We start from the raw sequence: 17,456 nt of genomic DNA on the forward strand, positions 1-17,456 counted from the left end.
CACCGGCGCCATGTCGACCTCAGAGCCGGTCGACCGCGGTGACGGTGACCACCGCGGCGCCTTCCGCGTCGGAGGCGGCGAGGTCGACGGTCGCGGAGATGCCCCAGTCGTGGTCTCCGGCGGGGTCGTCGAGGATCTGGCGGACGGTCCACGTCTCGGCGCCTTCGGTGAGCAGCAGCAGCTTCGAGCTGCGCGCGTCGGCGCCCGTGAGGATCTCGTCGTGGTCGGCGAAGTATCCGTCGAGCGCATCCGACCAGGCATCCGCACCGAAGTCGGGATCGAGCTCGGCGAGGGCATCCACGTCTTCGCGCGCCGCGAGCTGTACCCGGCGGAACAGCTCGTTGCGCACCAGGATCCGGAAGGCGCGCACGTTGCTCGTGAGGCGCTTGGGCGCAGGGGGCACGATCGGCTCGTCACTGCTCCCCGGTCCCTGAGCGAGACCCGGCGCAGCCGGATCGAGACGAAGGGCTTCCCACTCGTCGAGCAGACTGGAGTCGACCTGGCGCACCAGTTCGCCCAGCCACTCGATCAGGTCGCGGAGGTCCTCGTTCTTGAGTTCCTCGGGGATCGTCTGCGAGGCCGCGCGGTAGGCGTCGGAGAGGTACCGCAGCACCACGCCCTCCGAGCGAGCGATCTTGTAGTACGCGACATATTCCCCGAACGACATGGCGCGTTCGTACATATCGCGCACCACCGACTTCGGGTGCAGCTCGAAGTCGCGGATCCACGGCTGCGCGGCGCTGAAGGTCTCGAACGCGGCGCTGAGCAGTTCGTCCAGCGGTTTCGGGTAGGTGACCTGCTCGACCAGCTCCATGCGCTCGTCGTACTCGATCCCTTCGGCCTTCATCGCGCCGATCGCCTCGCCGCGGGCGAGGAACTCCTGCTGCCCGAGGATGGCCCGCGGGTCGTCGAGCGTGGATTCGACGATCGAGATCATGTCGAGCGCGAACGCGGGGCTCTCCGGGTCCAACAGCTCGAACGCGGCGAGGGCGAACGGCGACAGCGGCTGGTTCAGCGCGAAGTTCGGCTGCAGGTCGACCGTGAGGCGCACTTCGTCTCGTCGCTCCGCTTCTCGCTCAGCACGCGGGTCTCCCGGAACGCGCTCCACGACCCCCGATTCGCGCAGGGTCCGGTAGATGCCGAGGGCCCGCAGCGCGAGCTCGCGCTGGCGTCTCCGGGGCTCGTGGTTGTCGTATACCAGCGCGCGTATATTCCCGAACACGTCGCCGCCGCGGCCGATCACGTTGAGCATCATGGCGCTCGTGATCTGCATGTGCGAGGTGAGCGTCTCCGGCACCGCGTCGATGAGCTTGCGGAAAGAGGGCTCTCCCCACGACACGAAGCCGTCCGGCGCCTTCTTGCGCACGATCTTGCGCTTCTTCTTCGGATCGTCACCGGCCTTGCGGATCGCGGCGAGGTTCTCGGTCTCGTGCTCCGGCGCCTGGGCGACGACGGTGCCGGCGGTGTCGTAGCCGGCCCGGCCGGCTCGGCCCGCGATCTGGTGGAACTCGCGGGCGTTGAGCTGCCGCATCCGCGTGCCGTCGAACTTCGTGAGCGCGGTGAGCAGCACGGTGCGGATGGGCACGTTGATGCCGACGCCGAGCGTATCGGTGCCGCAGATCACGCGCAGCAGTCCTCGTTGGGCGAGCTGTTCGACCAGGCGGCGGTACTTCGGCAGCATCCCCGCGTGGTGCACGCCGATGCCGGCGCGGAGGAAGCGCGAGAGCGTCTTGCCGAACGCGGTGGTGAAGCGGAACCCGCCGATCAGCTCGGCGATCTGGTCGCGCTGATCGCGGGTGGCGACCTTGGCGCTGGAGAGTGCCTGAGCCCGCTCCATCGCGGCGGCCTGCGAGAAGTGCACGATGTATACCGGCGCCTGGCCGGTGTTCAGCAGATCGTCGATGGTCTCGTGGATCGGGGTCTGCTCGTAGAAGAAGTGCAGGGGCACCGGGCGCTCGACGCCGGTCACCGAGGCGGTCTCCCTGCCCGTGCGGCGGGAGAGGTCGGCGGCGAGCTCGGTCACGTCGCCGAGTGTCGCCGACATCAGGATGAACTGCGCCTGCGGCAGCTCCAGCAGCGGCACCTGCCACGCCCACCCGCGGTCGGGGTCGGCGTAGAAGTGGAACTCGTCCATCACGACCTGACCGACCGGCAGCTCTGTTCCCTGACGGAGGGCGAGGTTCGCGAGGATCTCGGCCGTGCAGCAGATGATCGGCGCATCCGCATTGACCGAGGAGTCGCCGGTGATCATGCCGACGTTCTCGGCGCCGAAGACGTCGACGAGAGCGAAGAACTTCTCGCTCACCAGAGCCTTGATCGGCGCCGTGTAGTAGCTGCGGGCGCCGGCGTTCAGTGCCGAGAAGTGCGCGGCGATCGCGACGAGCGACTTGCCGGTGCCCGTCGGGGTCGACAGGATCAGGTTCTTGCCGGAGACGATCTCGATGACGGCCTCGTCCTGCGCGGGATACAGGCTGATCCCGGTGGACTCCGCCCATTCGACGAACGCCAGATAGACGGTGTCCGCATCGGCTCCGGCGGGAGGGGCGGCGTCGAGGAGGGAGGGCATGGTCCTCCGATCATCCCACCCTCAGATGAACGGTCCCGGCACGGAGGCGTTCACAACTCCTCAAGTAGTTCGGCTCGCAGGCCGGAGAACACCTGAATTGGCGTGTCGAACCTGGTCTTTGAGGAGTTATGAACGCAAAGACCCGGTGTCAGACCGCGGTGGCCGCCTGCAGGGCGATGCGGATCATGTCGCCGAACGTCTGCTCGCGCTCCTGCGCCGTGGTCTCCTCACCCGTGACGATGTGGTCCGACACCGTGCAGATGCTCAGCGCACGGCGGCCGTGGAACGCGGCGAGGGTGTACAGCCCGCTGGTCTCCATCTCCACTCCGAGCGCGCCGTGCTGCACGAAGGGCGCCGTGAGCTCGGGGCGGGTGCTGTAGAACTGGTCGCTCGACAGCAGCAGTCCCACGTGCACCGACGACTCCAGCGGCTCGCGCTCGCTCGCCTCGACCGCGGCGCGCAGCAGGGAGAAGTCCGCGACCGGCGCGTAGTCGAGCCCGTGGAAGCGCACCCGGTTGATACCCGAGTCCGTGCAGGCGCCGTTGGCGATGATGATGTCGCGCACCTTCAGCTTCTCGGTCAGCGCTCCGCACGACCCCACCCGCACGATGGTCTGCACGTCGTACGACGTGAACAGCTCGGTGGCGTAGATCGCCATGGACGGCTGCCCCATGCCCGAGCCCTGCACCGAGACGCGGTGCCCCTGCCACGTGCCGGTGAAGCCCAGCATCCCGCGGGTCTCGGAGTACAGCTCCGCGTCGTCGAGGAAGGTCTCGGCGATCCACTTCGCCCGCAGCGGGTCGCCGGGGAACAGGACGATGGGGGCGATCTGACCGGGCTCTGCGGCGATGTGCGTGCTCATCGACTCAGCGTAGGTCAGCCCTCGCGGCGTCGCACCATCTCGCCGATCCACAGCGGGGCGAACGGCGAGGTGCAGCCCGGCGCCGTGGGGTAGTCGGCCAGCACCTGCAGTCTCTCGCCGATGGCCAGCGCCCGCGCCCGCAGCTCCGGATGATGGATGCCGATCTGCGCGAGGGTCTCGTTCATCGACCACTGCAGCCGCTTCGGAGCATCTTTCAGGTCGCGTTCGATCAGATCGAGCAGGTGGTCGAGATCGAGGCCGTCCGGCTGTGTCACGACGCGTACGGAGGTGAGCGACCAGGCCGCGGCGGCGACCGTCGGATCGGGATCGTCGAACCAGCGCAGACGCATCTCCTCGGCGAGAGGCGTCTTCTTCGCCACGTAGTTCACGAACCAGTCGTTGACTTTGGGCGGATGTGTCTCGCGCAGCATCGCGTCGAGCTCGTCCGGCGTGAAGGCGCGCGGCGTGCAGATGAGCAGCGCGAGCAGTCGCGCGCCGGTCTCGCCCGTCGCCCACAGCTCCTTCGCGAGCGGCTGATCGGTCTTGATGCGCTTCGCCAGCGTGCGCAGGCGGCTGAGGTTCATGCCGTGGTCGTCGCCGCGCTTCTCGTTCGCGGCGCGCATCTTCGGATCCTCGAGGGCGGCGAGTTCGCCGAGAGCCTCCGGCAGCGTCATGTCGGGCATGCGTCCAGGGTAGGCCGCGCGTCAGTCCTCGACCAGCTGATCGCGGATGCGCCGCAGGTCCTCCATCATCGACCCGATCAGGATCCAGTGCTGCGACGCCGGCGGGCGGATGACCAGGGGAGCCGTCAACGCGGGGATGGCGGAGGTGAGCGCTTCCGGCTCCTGGGCGACGTCGGCGATCTGCACTGCGAGGCGCACGTCGTGCCCGGCCCGGCGCAGCTGCTCGGCGATCGCGGCGACGGCGGGTTCATCGCCGATCGAGTCGTCGTAGTGGTCGAAGTAGGCCCGCGTCATGCCGATGACCTGGGTGACGATGGGCGACAGCCGCTCCAACAGTTCCCGCATCTCCCGCAGGTCGGCGCGGTGGGTGGAGCGCCGGGGATTCAGCGTCAGCGACTCCTCGCCGGCCGCGATGGAGGCTTCGGCCGCATCCTTCATCGGACGCAGCAGCCGTGCCTCCAGCATCAGCTCCTGCATCCTGGCCGGGGTCTGCGGCGAGGGCAGCGCGTCGGCGAGGCGGTCGAGGCAGGCTGCCAGCTCGCCGCCCAGCAGGCCGAGGTCGCGCCGGGCGGGGGCGACGAGCACCGGAGGCACGATCGCGGCGTTCACCACGATGCCGATCGCGACGCCGATCAGCGTCTCGACGATGCGCGCGAATGCGTACTCCGGACTCGACGATCCGAGCGCGAGCACCAGCATCGCCGAGATCGCGACCTGGTTTCCGGTCCCCGGTGAGGCTCGGAACACCCACGCGACGAGCATGGCGACCACGATCGCGAGCAGCACGATCCAGCTCGGCGACCCCAGCAGCAGGCCGAGAGCCATGGCGATCACGACGCCGGCGATCACCCCGATGCTGCGCTCGAGCGCCTTCGAGAGGGACTGGTTCACGCTGGGCTGCACGACCAGCAAAGCGGCGATCGCGGCGAAGACGGGGAGCTGCGCCGGGAACACCCACCCGGCGATCAGCCACGCCGAGATCGTCGCTGCGGCGGACTTGACCACCTGCAGCAACGGGGAGCGCTGCGAAGCGCGGATCGCGGCGGGGATGCGCATGCTCTCCACGGTAGTCGTGCGACGGCGACCGTCGGAGCCGTGTGGATGCTGTGCTGCCGCCTGCCGCCTGCCACCTGCCGCCTGCCGCCTGCCGGTGGCGGTCGGTCCTGCGCTCGGCGTGGCGGGTGTGCTGCATCGCGGCGAGGGCGGATGCCGACGTCGGAGCCGCGTGCTTGCATGGGGCACATGGAGCAGCAGTATCGACTGCAGGGCGAGGCCAGGGCGGTCTGGGCGACGGCGATCTGCTTCGTGCTCGGCACGCTCGCGGGCATGGTGCTGCTGGCCGGTGAGCCGCGACCTCTGACGGGGAACGGCGGGCTTGCGCTCCCTGCCGCCTCGATCGCCGGGGTGATCGCGGCTGCGGCCTTCGTCATCAGCACCCGGATGCATCGACGAGGCGAGACCGTGCCGATGCCCCGCTGGCAGGCCGTCGTCTCTGACGTGTCGGCGATCGCGCTCACCATCGCATTCGGCGCGGTCACCGCGATGGGGGTGCTGCTGGCGACGGAGGTCCTGGCGGTCGGACTGCGTGGACTCGAACTCGGCGCGCTCGGCGGGGGCCTGCTGGCCGGGGTCGCGGCGGCGGTGGGCGGAAGGTTCGCGTTCGGCGCCGGGATCGGGCTGCGTACCGCCGACCTCGCAGGTCTCCTGTCCGGGTACCTCGTGATCGGCACGCTGTTCGCGATGGTCACCGCCGCCGATCCGCGGTGGTGGGAGCGGAACTTCTCGCAGCTGGGCGGCGGGGCGGGCTCCTGGGCGTTCAACGGCACACTCGTGATCGCCGGGCTGCTGGTCGCGACAGTGGGCTCGTACATCGGGCGCGACCTGCACCGGGCGATGGGTGATGGTGCACTGCGGCGCATCGCCGGCATCGTGGCGGTGTGGGCGGCCACCGGGATCGCGCTCGCCGCGGTCGGGCTGCTGCCGTTGCACCGGGTGCCGATCGGGCACGACATCGCGGCGTTCGCGACGCTCGTGCTGTTCGGGGTGGCGATGGTGGCCACGGCGACGACGGTGCCCGATCGTCCGAGAGCGCTGGTGATCACGACGGCGGGTGTCGTGCTGCTGGTGGTCGTGGCGGTCGTGCTGTGCTTCGGATTCGCACTGTTCTCCGTGACGGCGCTCGAGGCGATCGTGGTCGGCCTCGGCCTGCTGTGGATGACCACGCTGGTGCGCGTGCTCGCGATCGTGGTCCCGGGCGCATCCCGCCCGTCGGCCCGTGTCACGCTGCGGCGGGCCTGAGCGTTGCGACGGATGCCCGCAGCGGGGCCACGCGCCGAAGATAGGTAATCCGTCCGATGTGGACGGGGTGCCTCAGAGCGGAGTGTAGGGATATCGCACACCGTCGAGGAGAAGTCATGTACGAGCACCCGTATCTCAGCTACCAGGTCACCGAGTTCGAGCGCGAGGAGTTGGTGCGCGCGGCCGAGCGGCGTCGACTGCTGATCGAACGCGCGGACCAGATCGTGCCGCGTCAGGTCGGAGCAGTGCGTGGGGCGGTGCGCCGGATGCTCGGGCGCACCGGCACGGCGGCGGATGCCGTGACCGCGCGAGCGGCTGCCGGGTCGTCGGTCGAGCGCCGTCCCTCCGGCTCCTGCGAGCCGCTGACCGCCCGGTGAGCCCGGCGATCCCGACCCCGCGGGGCCGCCAGGCGACCGCCGCGGACAGCGCTCCGGATGTCGGTGAGGAGTGGGAGCATGAATCCATGTCCTCGTTCGGGTCCAGCTCCGCGATGGTCGGTCGCGACGCCGATCTCGCGCTCGTGCACCGCGGATTCGGCAATGCCGTCGACGGAACGCCGGCCGCGCTCCTCGTCGAGGGGGAGGCCGGTATCGGCAAGTCACGGCTGCTGCGCGAATTCGCGGCCGAGGTCGCCGATCGGGCCGACGTGCACGTCGGGTGGTGCCTCGACCTCGGGCCCGCGCGCACGCCCTACGGCCCGCTCACCGGCATCCTGCGCTCGCTCGTCTCCGCCGTCGGCGCCGACGAGGTGCGTGAGGCGGTGGGGGTGGGCGCCGAGGCGCTCGGCATGCTGCTGCCCGAACTGGTGGCGGTGCCGAGCGAGCGCGAGCGCACGAGCCCCGAACGGCTCCGCGACGCGATCGCCACACTCATCGAGACGGCGGCGTCCCGCGCCCCGCAGGTGCTCATCGTGGAAGATCTGCACTGGGCGGACGAGTCGACGCTCGCGATCCTCTCCTTCCTGCTGCGCACCCTCACGCGGGGACGGGTGCTCCTGCTTCTCAGCTGCCGCACCGACGATGTGCGTCGTGGCGATGCGGTCAGCAGGTTCATCGCCGAGGCCACCAGGGCGCGGCTGCTCGAGCGCATCGCTCTGCGGCGCCTCGAGGCGGATGCGGTGCGCACCCTCGCCGAGCAGATCACCGGCCATCCGCTGAGCGAGGTCGCGTTGGAGCGCGTGCAGGAGCGCGCCGAGGGCGTCCCGTTCTTCGTCGAGGAGATCGCCGGGTGCACGGCGGGTCCGCTGCCCGACGGTCTGCGCGACATCCTGCTCGCGCGGTTCGACCGTCTCGGCGACGATGCGCGGCGGGTGGTGCAGGTCGCATCGGGGGCGGAGCGTCCGCTCGCGCATCCCCTGCTCCTGCGCCTCGCCGACCTCCCGGAGGAGCGGCTCGACGATGCGCTCCGTGAGGCGATGAGCAGCGGCATCCTCGTGATCTCCGACGACCTGTATCGGTTCCGGCATGCGCTGCTGCGCGAAGCCGTGCACGCCGATCTGCTGCCGGGAGAGCGGTCGAGGCTCCACCGCTCCTACGCCGAGACGCTCGAGGCGCACAGCGACGACACCGAGAGTGGCGATGCCGCGGCGCTGGCATACCACTGGCAGCTCGCCAAAGACGAGCGTCGCGCCCTGATCGCCGCGGTCGAGGCGATGCGTCACGCCAAGGCGCGGTTCGCATTCGGCACGGCCGCCCGGTTCGGCGAGCTCGCCCTCGACCTGTGGCCGCAGGTGCCCGATGCGGCGGACGCGGCGCGCGTCACGCACCTCGAACTGCTCCACACGCTCGGGTCGATCCTTCGCAATGCGGGCGATGGCGAACGGGCGCTCACCGTCGCGAATCTCGCACTCGACGAGGTCGACACCGCGACGGTCGACCCGCGACTGCATGCCCGCCTGCTCCGTAACAAGGCGCTGTACCTGGTGAACCTCGGTCGCGCCGGGGCGATCCCGCTGCTGCAGCAGGCGCTCGCGATCCTCGACGGGAAAGTCGACGACGAGCGCGACGACGACGGGCTCGTCACCGCAGAGCGCGTCGACGATGACGGGCTGAGGGCCGAACTGCTGAACCAGCTGGCCAGCCGGCGCATGATCGCGGGCGACCGGGCGGAGGCGATCGCGATCGCCACCGAAGCCGCGGAGTTCGCCGCCCGCGCGCACTCCGACGATCAGCTCTCGATCGCCGCGAACGTGCGAGGTGCGTCGCGGGCTCATCTCGGCGACATCGAGGGTGGCGTCCGCGAGTATGCGCTCGCCCGCGACCTCGCCCGTGGTTCCACGGCCGAGATGCGCTACCGGGTCAACTACTCCGACCTCCTGGGTCTGCTCGGCCGCTACCGCGAGGCGCTGCTGCTCGCGGAGGAGGGTCTCGCCCGCGCGCGCGTGCTCGGAGTGGAGCGCACGTCGGGATCGATCATGGCGCAGAACATGGCCGTGCCGCTGCTCGAGCGCGGCGAGATCGACCGCGTCGAGCAGATGCTCTCGCGCGACTTCATGCAGGGCACGCTGCGGGTGTTCCGTATGTACGCGACCATGACGTGGGTGCGTGTGCTGGCGTGGCGAGGAAGGTCAGCCGAGGCGGCAGATGCGATGCGCGAATGGCTTCCCGCGTTCCGGGAGACCGGCGCCGTCGAACGGCAGATCTGGTACGACGGGGTGGTGATGGCCGTCGCGGTGGCCGAGAGCGCCGGAGACCCACGCGGAGCGCTCGCCGCGATCCTCGCGATGATCGACGACGACGGTCCCGTGCTGCTGCACCAGCGCCGGCTGCTGCTGCAGGCGGGGGCGATCATCGCGCAGCTGCGGGCCGCAGGAGACGATGTGGCCGCGGCCTCTCGTGCGGTCGCTGCGGCGTGGGCCGCGCAGTCGGCGCCGTTGCGGGGCGGCGCCTGGTCGGTGATCCTCGACGCGCTGCTCGTGCCGACGGCAGAGGCGCTCGATGAGGCGATCGCCCTGGCGGACGGAGAAGACGTGCCGGTCACGTTCCGTGTCGTCAGCCGTATCGAGCGCGCGCGGCTGCTCGTGCACGCCGGCCAGCGCGCAACGGCCGCACCGCTGCTGGCAGATGCCGAGAGGATCGCCGACGAGCTCGGTCACGTGCAGCTGCAGGCCGCGGTCGCGGAGTTCGCCACGGCGGCCGGGCTGCGGGCGGGAGATGTCGATGAGTCCGCACTCCTCACCGCCCGCGAGCGCCAAGTGCTGACGCTCGTCGCCGAGGGGCTCAGCAATCGCCAGATCGGGGAGCGGCTGTTCATCAGCGTGAAGACCGTGAGCGTGCACGTCTCGGCGGTGCTGCGCAAGCTCGGGGTGAGCACGCGCACCGAGGCGGCGCTGGCGGCCCGCGCTTCCCGCGTGCTGTCGTGAGCCGGGTGTGGCGCGCTCCGGAATTCGGGGGCGCACGACCGCGGACGGCGTGGTACGGTTGGCAACGTGCCTCTTCCTGGAGGCGTCATTCATCACCGGCCCGCGAACGCTTGCTGCGACGTGTGTGGCCCGACATCTGGATCCGAATTCTGCGCCGATCGGTTCGGCACGGATCCCCTGAAAATCTCGCCCCTTCATTCGAAGGCGGCTCACTCGTATCCTCCGGTTGTTCCGGGGCGATGCACAAGCCGTGTAAAACAGCGGCTAGTTCAACAGAAAGAAGAAACACATGGCCACTGGCACTGTGAAATGGTTCAACGCGGAAAAGGGCTTCGGCTTCATCGCTCCCGATGACGGCTCCGACGACCTGTTCGCCCACTACTCGGCGATCACGGGCTCGGGCTTCAAGGAGCTTCGCGAGAACCAGAAGGTCGAATTCGACGCTGAGCGTGGCCCCAAGGGCATGCAGGCGGCGAACATCCGCGCACTCTGAGCGCGCACTGATCGTCCGGAAGCCGGTCGGGCCCCTTGTGGGTCCGGCCGGCTTCTGCGTTCCCTCCGGGAGTGGATGCGCGAGGAGAGGGGTCGGTAAGTCCAGACTCTTGGCTTATTAGGGATGCCTAACCATCTGTTAGATTAGGCCAGGCTTACCAAAGCCTCACCCCCCCTCCATCCTCCGAAGGGAATGCCTGTGCGCACCTCTCGACTTCTCGCCGCCGGCGTCGCCGCGGCGCTCGCCCTCAGCCTCACCGCGTGCGCGACCGCGTCGACCGGCGAAGACTCCGGCTCCGTCGGCGGCAACCCTGCCGATCCCTCCGCCTTTCCTGTCACGGTCGAGCACGTCTACGGCGAGACCACGATCACCGAGAAGCCCGAGCGCGTCACGACGATCGCCTGGGCGAACCACGAGGTGCCGTTGGCTCTCGGGATCGTCCCTGTGGGCATGAGCAAGGCCACCTGGGGTGACGACGATGACAACGGCGTGCTGCCCTGGGTCGAGGAGAAGCTCGACGAGCTGGGCGCCGACACCCCGGTGCTGTTCGACGAGACCGACGGCATCGACTACGAGGCTGTGGCCGACACCGAGCCCGACGTCATCCTCGCCGCGTACTCCGGTCTGACGCAGGAGGAGTACGACACCCTCTCCAAGATCGCCCCGGTCGTCGCCTACCCCAAGGTCGCATGGGGGACCTCGGTCGATGACATGATCGAGCTGAACTCGAAGGCGCTCGGCCTGGAGGCAGAGGGTCAGGCGCTGATCGAGGACCTGCACGCCGATTCCGCGGCGGCGCTCGAGGAGAACAGCATCCTCAAGGACAAGAAGGTCCTGTTCGCCTACGTCGACCCGACCGACCTCAGCCAGATCGGCTACTACACGGCGGTCGACACGCGCCCCGGCTTCCTGCACGACAACCTGGGGCTCCCGCTCCCGTCGATCGTCGAGGAGAACGCCGGCAGCGACCAGTTCTACCTCACGGTCAGCGCGGAAGAGGCCGACAAGTTCGCCGACGTCGACGTGTTCGTCACCTACGGAGACGACTCGCTCATCGCGACGCTGCAGGCCGACCCGCTGCTCTCCAAGATCCCGGCCATCGCCGAGGGCCGGATCGCGATCCTGCCCGACGCCACCCCGGTCGCGGCATCCGCGAACCCCTCGCCGCTGTCGATCCCGTGGGGTCTGAGCGACTACCTGGCCCTTCTGGCCGCGCCGCTCGCGGCGAAGTGAGCCTCGGCTCCCGCTCCGTGCACTGAACACAGTGGCCACCGTCACCGTTCCCACGCCGGGCACCGCAGATCTGCGGCGCCCGGCGTGGGCGCGTACCCTCTGGCTGCTGATCGGGCTGGGCGTGCTGCTCGTGCTCTGCGTGCTGTCGGTGTGCTTCGGCGTGCGCGCGGTGAGCATCGACGACATCTTCGCGGCTCTTGGCGGGCAGACCGACACGCTCGCCCAGGCGGCGATCGTCAAGAGGCTGCCGCGCACGGTGCTCGCTCTGCTGGTCGGCGCCGCTCTCGCGCTCTCCGGCGCCACCATGCAGGCCGTGACCCGCAACCCGATCGCCGACCCCGGCATCCTCGGGGTCTCGAACGGCGCCTCGCTCGCGGTCGTCCTCGGCATCGCGTTCCTGGGCCTCACGAACCCCTACGGACAGATGGCCTTCGCGATCGTCGGCGCTGCGATCGCCGCGACCTTCGTCTACACGGTCGGCTCGCTCGGCCGCGGGGGAGCGACACCTCTCAAGCTCGCGCTCGCGGGAGCGGCGACCTCTGCCGCCTTCGCCTCGCTCATCAGCGCGATCATGCTTCCCCGCGTCGACCTGCTGCAGACGTTCCAGTCCTGGCAGATCGGCGGTGTCGGCGGCGCCGAGTGGCCGCGCATCGCTCTGACCGCGCCGGTGCTCGCGGTCGGTGCGCTCATCTGCGTCGCGAGCGCCCGCGGCATGAACTCCCTCGCGCTCGGCGACGATATGGCCAAGGGGCTGGGGGAGCACGTGTTCCGCACCCGCCTGATGTCGGCCCTGGGCGCCGTCATCCTCGCCGGAGCCGCGACCGCCATCGCCGGACCGATCGGTTTCGTCGGCCTGGTGATCCCGCACGTCTGCCGCCTGCTGATCGGCACCGACCACCGCTGGCTGCTGCCGTTCTCCGCACTGGCCGGTGCGGCGCTCCTGCTCGCCAGCGACATCATCGGGCGCGTGATCGCGCCGTCGTCCGAGGAGATCCAGGTGGGCATCATCACCGCGATCGTCGGCGCCCCGTTCTTCATCTGGATCGTCCGCCGCCAGAAGGTGCGTGAACTGTGAGCGCCCTGAAGCAGACCAGCGAGGCGCAACCGCCCGCGTCCGACGCCGCAGCGGCGAGCATCGCCGCGATCATCGCGGGTCGTCGTGCCCGCCACCGCCGCCACGGCATCGCCACCGTCGTGCTCGGCATCCTGCTGTTCGCTCTCTTCGCGGTCGCGCTCATGGTGGGCAACACGTTCTACACGCCGGACCAGATCATCCGGGTGATCCTCGGCGAGACGGTGCCGGGCGCCTCCTTCACGGTCGGCGAGCTGCGGCTGCCGCGCGCCGTGCTGGCGGTGCTCGCCGGGCTCGCGTTCGGGATCGCGGGCGTGTGCTTCCAGACCCTGCTGCGCAACCCGCTCGCCTCCCCCGACATCATCGGCATCTCCGATGGTGCCGGTGCGGCGGCCGTGGTCGGCATCGTGGTGCTGTCGCTGAACGGACCCGTCGTCTCGCTGCTGGCCCTCGCCGGTGCGCTCCTCACCGCCGGGGTGATCTACCTGCTCTCGATCAAGGGCGGCTTCGCGGGCACCCGACTGATCCTGATCGGCATCGGCGTCGCGGCCATGCTGCAGAGCGTCATCTCGTACCTGCTGTCGCGCGCCGCGAGCTGGGATATCCAGACGGCCATGCAGTGGCTCACCGGCAGCCTGAACAACGCGTCGTGGGAGCGGGTGCTCCCGCTCGCGGTCGCCGCAGCGGTCGTCCTGCCGCTCATGCTCACGCAGGGCAGGGCCCTGGGGGCCCTGCAGCTGGGCGACGACTCGGCCTCCGGTCTCGGAGTGCGCGTGAATCGCACCAGGCTCCTGTTCATCCTGGGCGCCGTCACGCTGCTGGCCTTCGCCACGGCGGCCACCGGACCCATCGCCTTCGTCGCGTTCATGGCCGGGCCCATCGCCGCCCGCATCACGGGCCCCGGTGCGAACCTGCTGCTGCCGAGCGCATTCGTCGGCGCGGTGCTGGTGCTCGGCGGCGACCTGATCGGCCAGTTCGCGCTCGGCGCGCGTTACCCGGTCGGCGTCATCACCGGCGTGCTCGGCGCGCCCTACCTCATCTATCTGCTCATCCGCACCAACCGCACGGGGGGCTCGCTGTGACCGTCTCGCACACGCTGTCGGCGGAGGGGGTCACCCTCTCCTACGGCGACCGCACCATCATCGACACGCTCGATCTGCAGATCAGCCCCGGTAAGATCACCACGATCGTCGGGGCGAACGGATGCGGCAAGTCGACGCTGCTGCGCTCGCTCGCCCGGCTCCTGTCGCCCCGCACCGGACAGGTCGTGCTCGACGGCAAGTCGGTGCACGCGCGTCCGACCAAGGAGGTCGCGCGCATCCTCGGCCTGCTCCCGCAGTCGCCTGTCGCGCCGGAGGGCATCGCCGTGGCTGACCTGGTGGGCCGCGGCCGGCATCCGCATCAGAAGGTGCTCGCGCGGTGGAGCGCGCACGACTACGAGGTCGTGGCCGACGCGCTCGCGGCCACCGGCACCACCGAGCTCGCCGACCGCAGCGTCGACGAGCTCTCGGGCGGGCAGCGTCAGCGCGTGTGGATCGCGATGGCGCTCGCGCAGGAGACCGACATCCTGCTGCTGGACGAGCCGACCACGTTCCTCGACGTCGCGCACCAGGTCGAAGTGCTCGATCTGCTCACCGACCTCAGCGTCTCGCGCGGCACGACCATCGTGATGGTGCTGCACGACCTCAACCTCGCCGCGCGCTACGCCGATGAACTCGTCGCCATGAAGGACGGGCGCGTGCACGCGATCGGCGCTCCGCAGGATGTCGTCACCGCTGCACTCGTCGAAGAGGTCTTCGGCCTCGCCAATCAGATCACCATCGACCCGGTCTCCGGCAAGCCGATGGTCACGCCCATCGGGAGGCATCATGTCCGCTGAGACCACCACCGACCGCCCCACCTACGTGCTGGCGCGCGCCGAGGTGCGTGCCGTGAACCGCGTGTCTCCCTCGTTCGTGCGGGTGACCTTCGGCGGCGACGAGCTGTTCGAGTTCGGCACCCCTGGCGAGGTCTTCGACAGCCGGATCAAGCTCATCTTCCCGCCGGCATCCGGCGTGCTCCCGGCCCTCGACCGCGAGAACGGCGATTGGTGGGGCTCGTTCCTGGCGGTGCCGGAGGAGGAGCGCGGATCCATGCGCACCTACTCGGTGCGTGACCTGCGGGTCGATGACGAGGGTACGGAGGTCGACGTGGACTTCGTGCTGCACCTCGAGCCGGGTCTCACCGGGCCCGCGTCCCTCTGGGCGAGCGCCGCCGCGGTGGGGCAGGAGCTGTTCCTGGTCGGACCGCGCCGCGGGGTGGCTGCCGATGCGCACGGTGGCGCGGAGTTCGCCCCCGGAACCGCCGCCTCGGTCGTGCTCGCCGGAGACGAGACGGCCGCGCCGGCCATCGCCCGCATCCTCGAGGACGCCCCGAGCGACCTGCGCGGCGTCGCCTTCATCGAGGTGCCGTCGCCGGCCGACATCCTGCGGATCGACGTGCCAGCCGGCGTCGAGGTGCACTGGCTGCCCCGTGATGTCGGTGAGCCGCACGGGGTGCGCCTGATCCCTGACGTGCTCGCGTACCTCGGCGATGCCGACGCGGCGGACGAGATCGACGTCGCAGACATCGAGTCCGAGGACCTGCTCTGGGAGACACCTGAGTACTCGGGCTTGGGGGAGGAGATCGCGGCGACGGACGCTCCGACCGAACGCTACTTCTGGATCGCGGGTGAGAGCGGCGTCGTCACGACCCTGCGCCGTCATCTCGTGAAGGACCTCGGCATCGACCGCTCTCAGGTCGCGTTCATGGGGTACTGGCGCCGCGGCGTCGCCATGCGCGGCTGACGGGGTCGCGCGGGGCTGCCGCGCCCGTTCTGACGGAGATCTCACGGAATGAAGGACCGTTTCCCATATCCGGTCCTTCATTCCGTGAGATCTCCTTCACCGCGTGCGATCGCGGGGATGCGGAGCTCCGCAGGGACCGGTGGCGGACGCGGGCGCTGCGGCGTAGCATCCCCGTGGATCGTTCGACGAGGAGGCCCCGATGACGCAGCACACGCTCGAGCTCCCGGAGGTGGACCTCGTCTACGACGTGCACGGACCGCTGCCGACCGCGGACGGCCGGCCACCGCTGATGATGATCGGCCAGCCGATGGATGCGAGCGGGTTCCAGGCGCAGGTGGCGCTGTTCGCTGATCGCACCGTCGTGACGTACGACCCTCGCGGCCTCGGCCGCAGCATCCGCAAGGACGGCGGGGTCACGAACGACCCCGAGGTCCAGGCGGAGGACGTCCACGCGATCATCGAGACGCTCGGTGCCGGACCCGTCGACATGCTCGCGAGCAGTGGCGGCGCGGTCACCGCCCTCGCGCTGGTGACGGCGCATCCGCATGACGTCGCGACGCTCGTCGCGCACGAGCCGCCGATCGACAGCGTGCTGCCGGACGCCGAGGCGGTGCATCGAGCCCGTATCGCCTACACGCAGGCGTATCAGGACCGCGGATGGGGCGCCGGGATGGCGGCATTCGTCGCGATGACCTCATGGGAGGGTGAGGTCACCGACGAGTTCCTCGCCCAGCCGGCGCCCGATCCCGCCGCGTTCGGGATGCCAACGGAGGATGACGGGAGGCGGGATGATCCGCTCCTGTCCGAACTCTCCTGGGCGGTGCCGCTCTACGAGCCGGATCTGGAAGCGCTGACGGCGGCGCCGACGCGGATCGTGGTGGCCGTCGGCGAGGAGTCGCTGAAGGGTTACACCGGCCGCACCTCGATCGCGCTCGCCGAGAAGCTCGGACAGCAGGCCACGGTCTTCCCCAGCCATCACGGCGGGTTCATGGGCGGCGAGTTCGGGTATGCCGGGCAGCCCGAGGCCTTCGCCGCGAAGCTCCGCGAGGTGCTCGACCGGACCTAGACGGGGTGCTGAGCCGCGGATCGCCGGATCGCCCTTCGGAGAACTGCGGCATCTCGGACCGATCCGCACGGGATGATCCGAGATGCCGCAGAACTCCGAGATCCGGATGCCGCAGCAGGCGGGTTACTTGTTCAGGAAGTCCTTCAGTGCGGCGTTGACCTCGTCGGCGTGGGTCCAGAGCAGGCCGTGCGGCGCGCCCTCGACCTCGACGTACTCGGCCGCAGGCACTGCCTGGTGGAAGCGGCGGGCGGTCGCGTCGATCGGGAGGATGTTGTCCTTGGTGCCGTGCAGGATCAACGTCGGCTTCGCGGCGGCGGCCACGGCCTCGACGTCGGCGCGGAAGTCCTCGATCCAGGACGAGACGACGGCGTACGCGGCGACGGGTGCGCTGCCGATCGCGACGTTCCAGCTGCCGGTGACGGCCTCCTGGCTGATGCGCGAGCCGAGGTTCTCGTCGAGGTTGTAGAAGTTCTGGTAGAAGTCGGTGAACCACGCGAAGCGGTCGCCCTTCGCCGCCGCTTCGATGCCGTCGAAGACCTCCTGCGGCACGCCCTCGGGGTTGTCGTCGCGCTGCACCAGGAACGGCTCGAGCGAGGCGAGGAACGCGAGCTTGGCGACGCGCTCGTGGCCGTAGCGGGCGACGTAGCGGGCGAGCTCGCCGGTGCCCATCGAGAAGCCGACGAGCACGACGTCGCGCAGGTCGAGGGTCTCGAGCACCGTGTTCAGGTCGGCGGCGAAGGTGTCGTAGTCGTAGCCGGCGTTCACCTTGGATGACTGCCCGAAGCCGCGGCGGTCGTAGGTGATCACGCGGTAGCCCTGGGCGAGCAGCTCACGCGTCTGGCGCTCCCAGCTGTGCCCGTCGAGCGGGTAGCCGTGGATCAGGACGACCGGCTGCCCGGCTCCCTGGTCTTCGTAGTACAGCTCGATCGGGGTGCTGTTCTCGTTTCCGACGGTGATGTAACCCATGATCCTGGTCCTTTCGGTTCCGGTGAGAACG

Annotated in this window: 15 protein-coding genes; 10 read left to right on the top strand and 5 right to left on the bottom strand. The window is 69.8% G+C overall.

What is annotated here, in order from left to right; translation table 11 throughout:
• Positions 1 to 19: 19 nt before the first annotated feature.
• The 4 genes from KZC51_RS04340 to KZC51_RS04355 form a co-directional block, all read right to left on the bottom strand.
• Positions 20 to 2,566, bottom strand: a complete 2,547-nt coding sequence (locus KZC51_RS04340; RefSeq protein ID WP_247628788.1) for a DEAD/DEAH box helicase — start codon at positions 2,564 to 2,566, stop codon at positions 20 to 22.
• A gap of 148 nt (positions 2,567 to 2,714) precedes the next feature.
• Entirely contained in the window at positions 2,715 to 3,428 is a 714-nt protein-coding gene (gene deoD / locus KZC51_RS04345) for a purine-nucleoside phosphorylase (protein WP_247628789.1), read from the bottom strand.
• A 14-nt stretch (positions 3,429 to 3,442) separates the two neighbouring features.
• Positions 3,443 to 4,111 (bottom strand): DNA alkylation repair protein, encoded by a 669-nt coding sequence (locus KZC51_RS04350; protein ID WP_247628790.1) that lies wholly within the window; start codon positions 4,109 to 4,111, stop codon positions 3,443 to 3,445.
• 21 nt (positions 4,112 to 4,132) lie between these two features.
• On the bottom strand, positions 4,133 to 5,167 hold the full coding sequence (locus KZC51_RS04355) for an FUSC family protein (protein WP_247628791.1): 1,035 nt from the start codon (positions 5,165 to 5,167) through the stop codon (positions 4,133 to 4,135).
• Positions 5,168 to 5,353: 186 nt separating this feature from the next.
• Here KZC51_RS04355 and KZC51_RS04360 point away from each other — a divergent pair, with 186 nt between their 5' ends.
• The 10 genes from KZC51_RS04360 (at position 5,354) to KZC51_RS04405 (ending at position 16,459) form a co-directional block, all read left to right on the top strand.
• Positions 5,354 to 6,409: a DUF998 domain-containing protein gene (locus KZC51_RS04360; protein ID WP_247628792.1), complete on the top strand. Its 1,056-nt coding sequence runs from the start codon at positions 5,354 to 5,356 to the stop codon at positions 6,407 to 6,409.
• A gap of 116 nt (positions 6,410 to 6,525) precedes the next feature.
• A complete protein-coding gene (locus tag KZC51_RS04365; protein WP_247628793.1) occupies positions 6,526 to 6,786 on the top strand; it encodes a hypothetical protein in 261 nt (86 codons plus the stop codon).
• A gap of 86 nt (positions 6,787 to 6,872) precedes the next feature.
• On the top strand, positions 6,873 to 9,770 hold the full coding sequence (locus KZC51_RS04370) for a helix-turn-helix transcriptional regulator (RefSeq protein ID WP_247628794.1): 2,898 nt from the start codon (positions 6,873 to 6,875) through the stop codon (positions 9,768 to 9,770).
• A gap of 289 nt (positions 9,771 to 10,059) precedes the next feature.
• Positions 10,060 to 10,263 (top strand): cold-shock protein, encoded by a 204-nt coding sequence (locus KZC51_RS04375; RefSeq protein ID WP_141874111.1) that lies wholly within the window; start codon positions 10,060 to 10,062, stop codon positions 10,261 to 10,263.
• Positions 10,264 to 10,461: 198 nt separating this feature from the next.
• Complete coding sequence (locus KZC51_RS04380; RefSeq protein ID WP_247628795.1) at positions 10,462 to 11,496, top strand: iron-siderophore ABC transporter substrate-binding protein; 1,035 nt, start codon at positions 10,462 to 10,464, stop codon at positions 11,494 to 11,496.
• 31 nt (positions 11,497 to 11,527) lie between these two features.
• On the top strand, positions 11,528 to 12,571 hold the full coding sequence (locus KZC51_RS04385; RefSeq protein WP_247628796.1) for a FecCD family ABC transporter permease: 1,044 nt from the start codon (positions 11,528 to 11,530) through the stop codon (positions 12,569 to 12,571).
• Positions 12,572 to 12,576: 5 nt separating this feature from the next.
• Positions 12,577 to 13,650 (top strand): FecCD family ABC transporter permease, encoded by a 1,074-nt coding sequence (locus tag KZC51_RS04390; protein ID WP_247630585.1) that lies wholly within the window; start codon positions 12,577 to 12,579, stop codon positions 13,648 to 13,650.
• A complete protein-coding gene (locus KZC51_RS04395) occupies positions 13,647 to 14,447 on the top strand; it encodes an ABC transporter ATP-binding protein (protein WP_247628797.1) in 801 nt (266 codons plus the stop codon). The genes KZC51_RS04390 and KZC51_RS04395 overlap by 4 nt, the downstream gene beginning before the upstream one ends.
• Entirely contained in the window at positions 14,437 to 15,393 is a 957-nt protein-coding gene (locus KZC51_RS04400) for a siderophore-interacting protein (RefSeq protein WP_247628798.1), read from the top strand. Before KZC51_RS04395 ends, KZC51_RS04400 begins: the two co-directional genes overlap by 11 nt.
• Positions 15,394 to 15,592: 199 nt before the next feature.
• A complete protein-coding gene (locus KZC51_RS04405; protein WP_247628799.1) occupies positions 15,593 to 16,459 on the top strand; it encodes an alpha/beta fold hydrolase in 867 nt (288 codons plus the stop codon).
• 123 nt (positions 16,460 to 16,582) lie between these two features.
• Here the strand turns inward: KZC51_RS04405 and KZC51_RS04410 are convergent, their stop codons facing one another.
• Positions 16,583 to 17,425: an alpha/beta fold hydrolase gene (locus KZC51_RS04410; protein ID WP_247628800.1), complete on the bottom strand. Its 843-nt coding sequence runs from the start codon at positions 17,423 to 17,425 to the stop codon at positions 16,583 to 16,585.
• Positions 17,426 to 17,456: the final 31 nt, after the last annotated feature.

It is taken from the genome of Microbacterium croceum, from assembly GCF_023091245.1.
Lineage (GTDB): Bacteria > Actinomycetota > Actinomycetes > Actinomycetales > Microbacteriaceae > Microbacterium > Microbacterium croceum.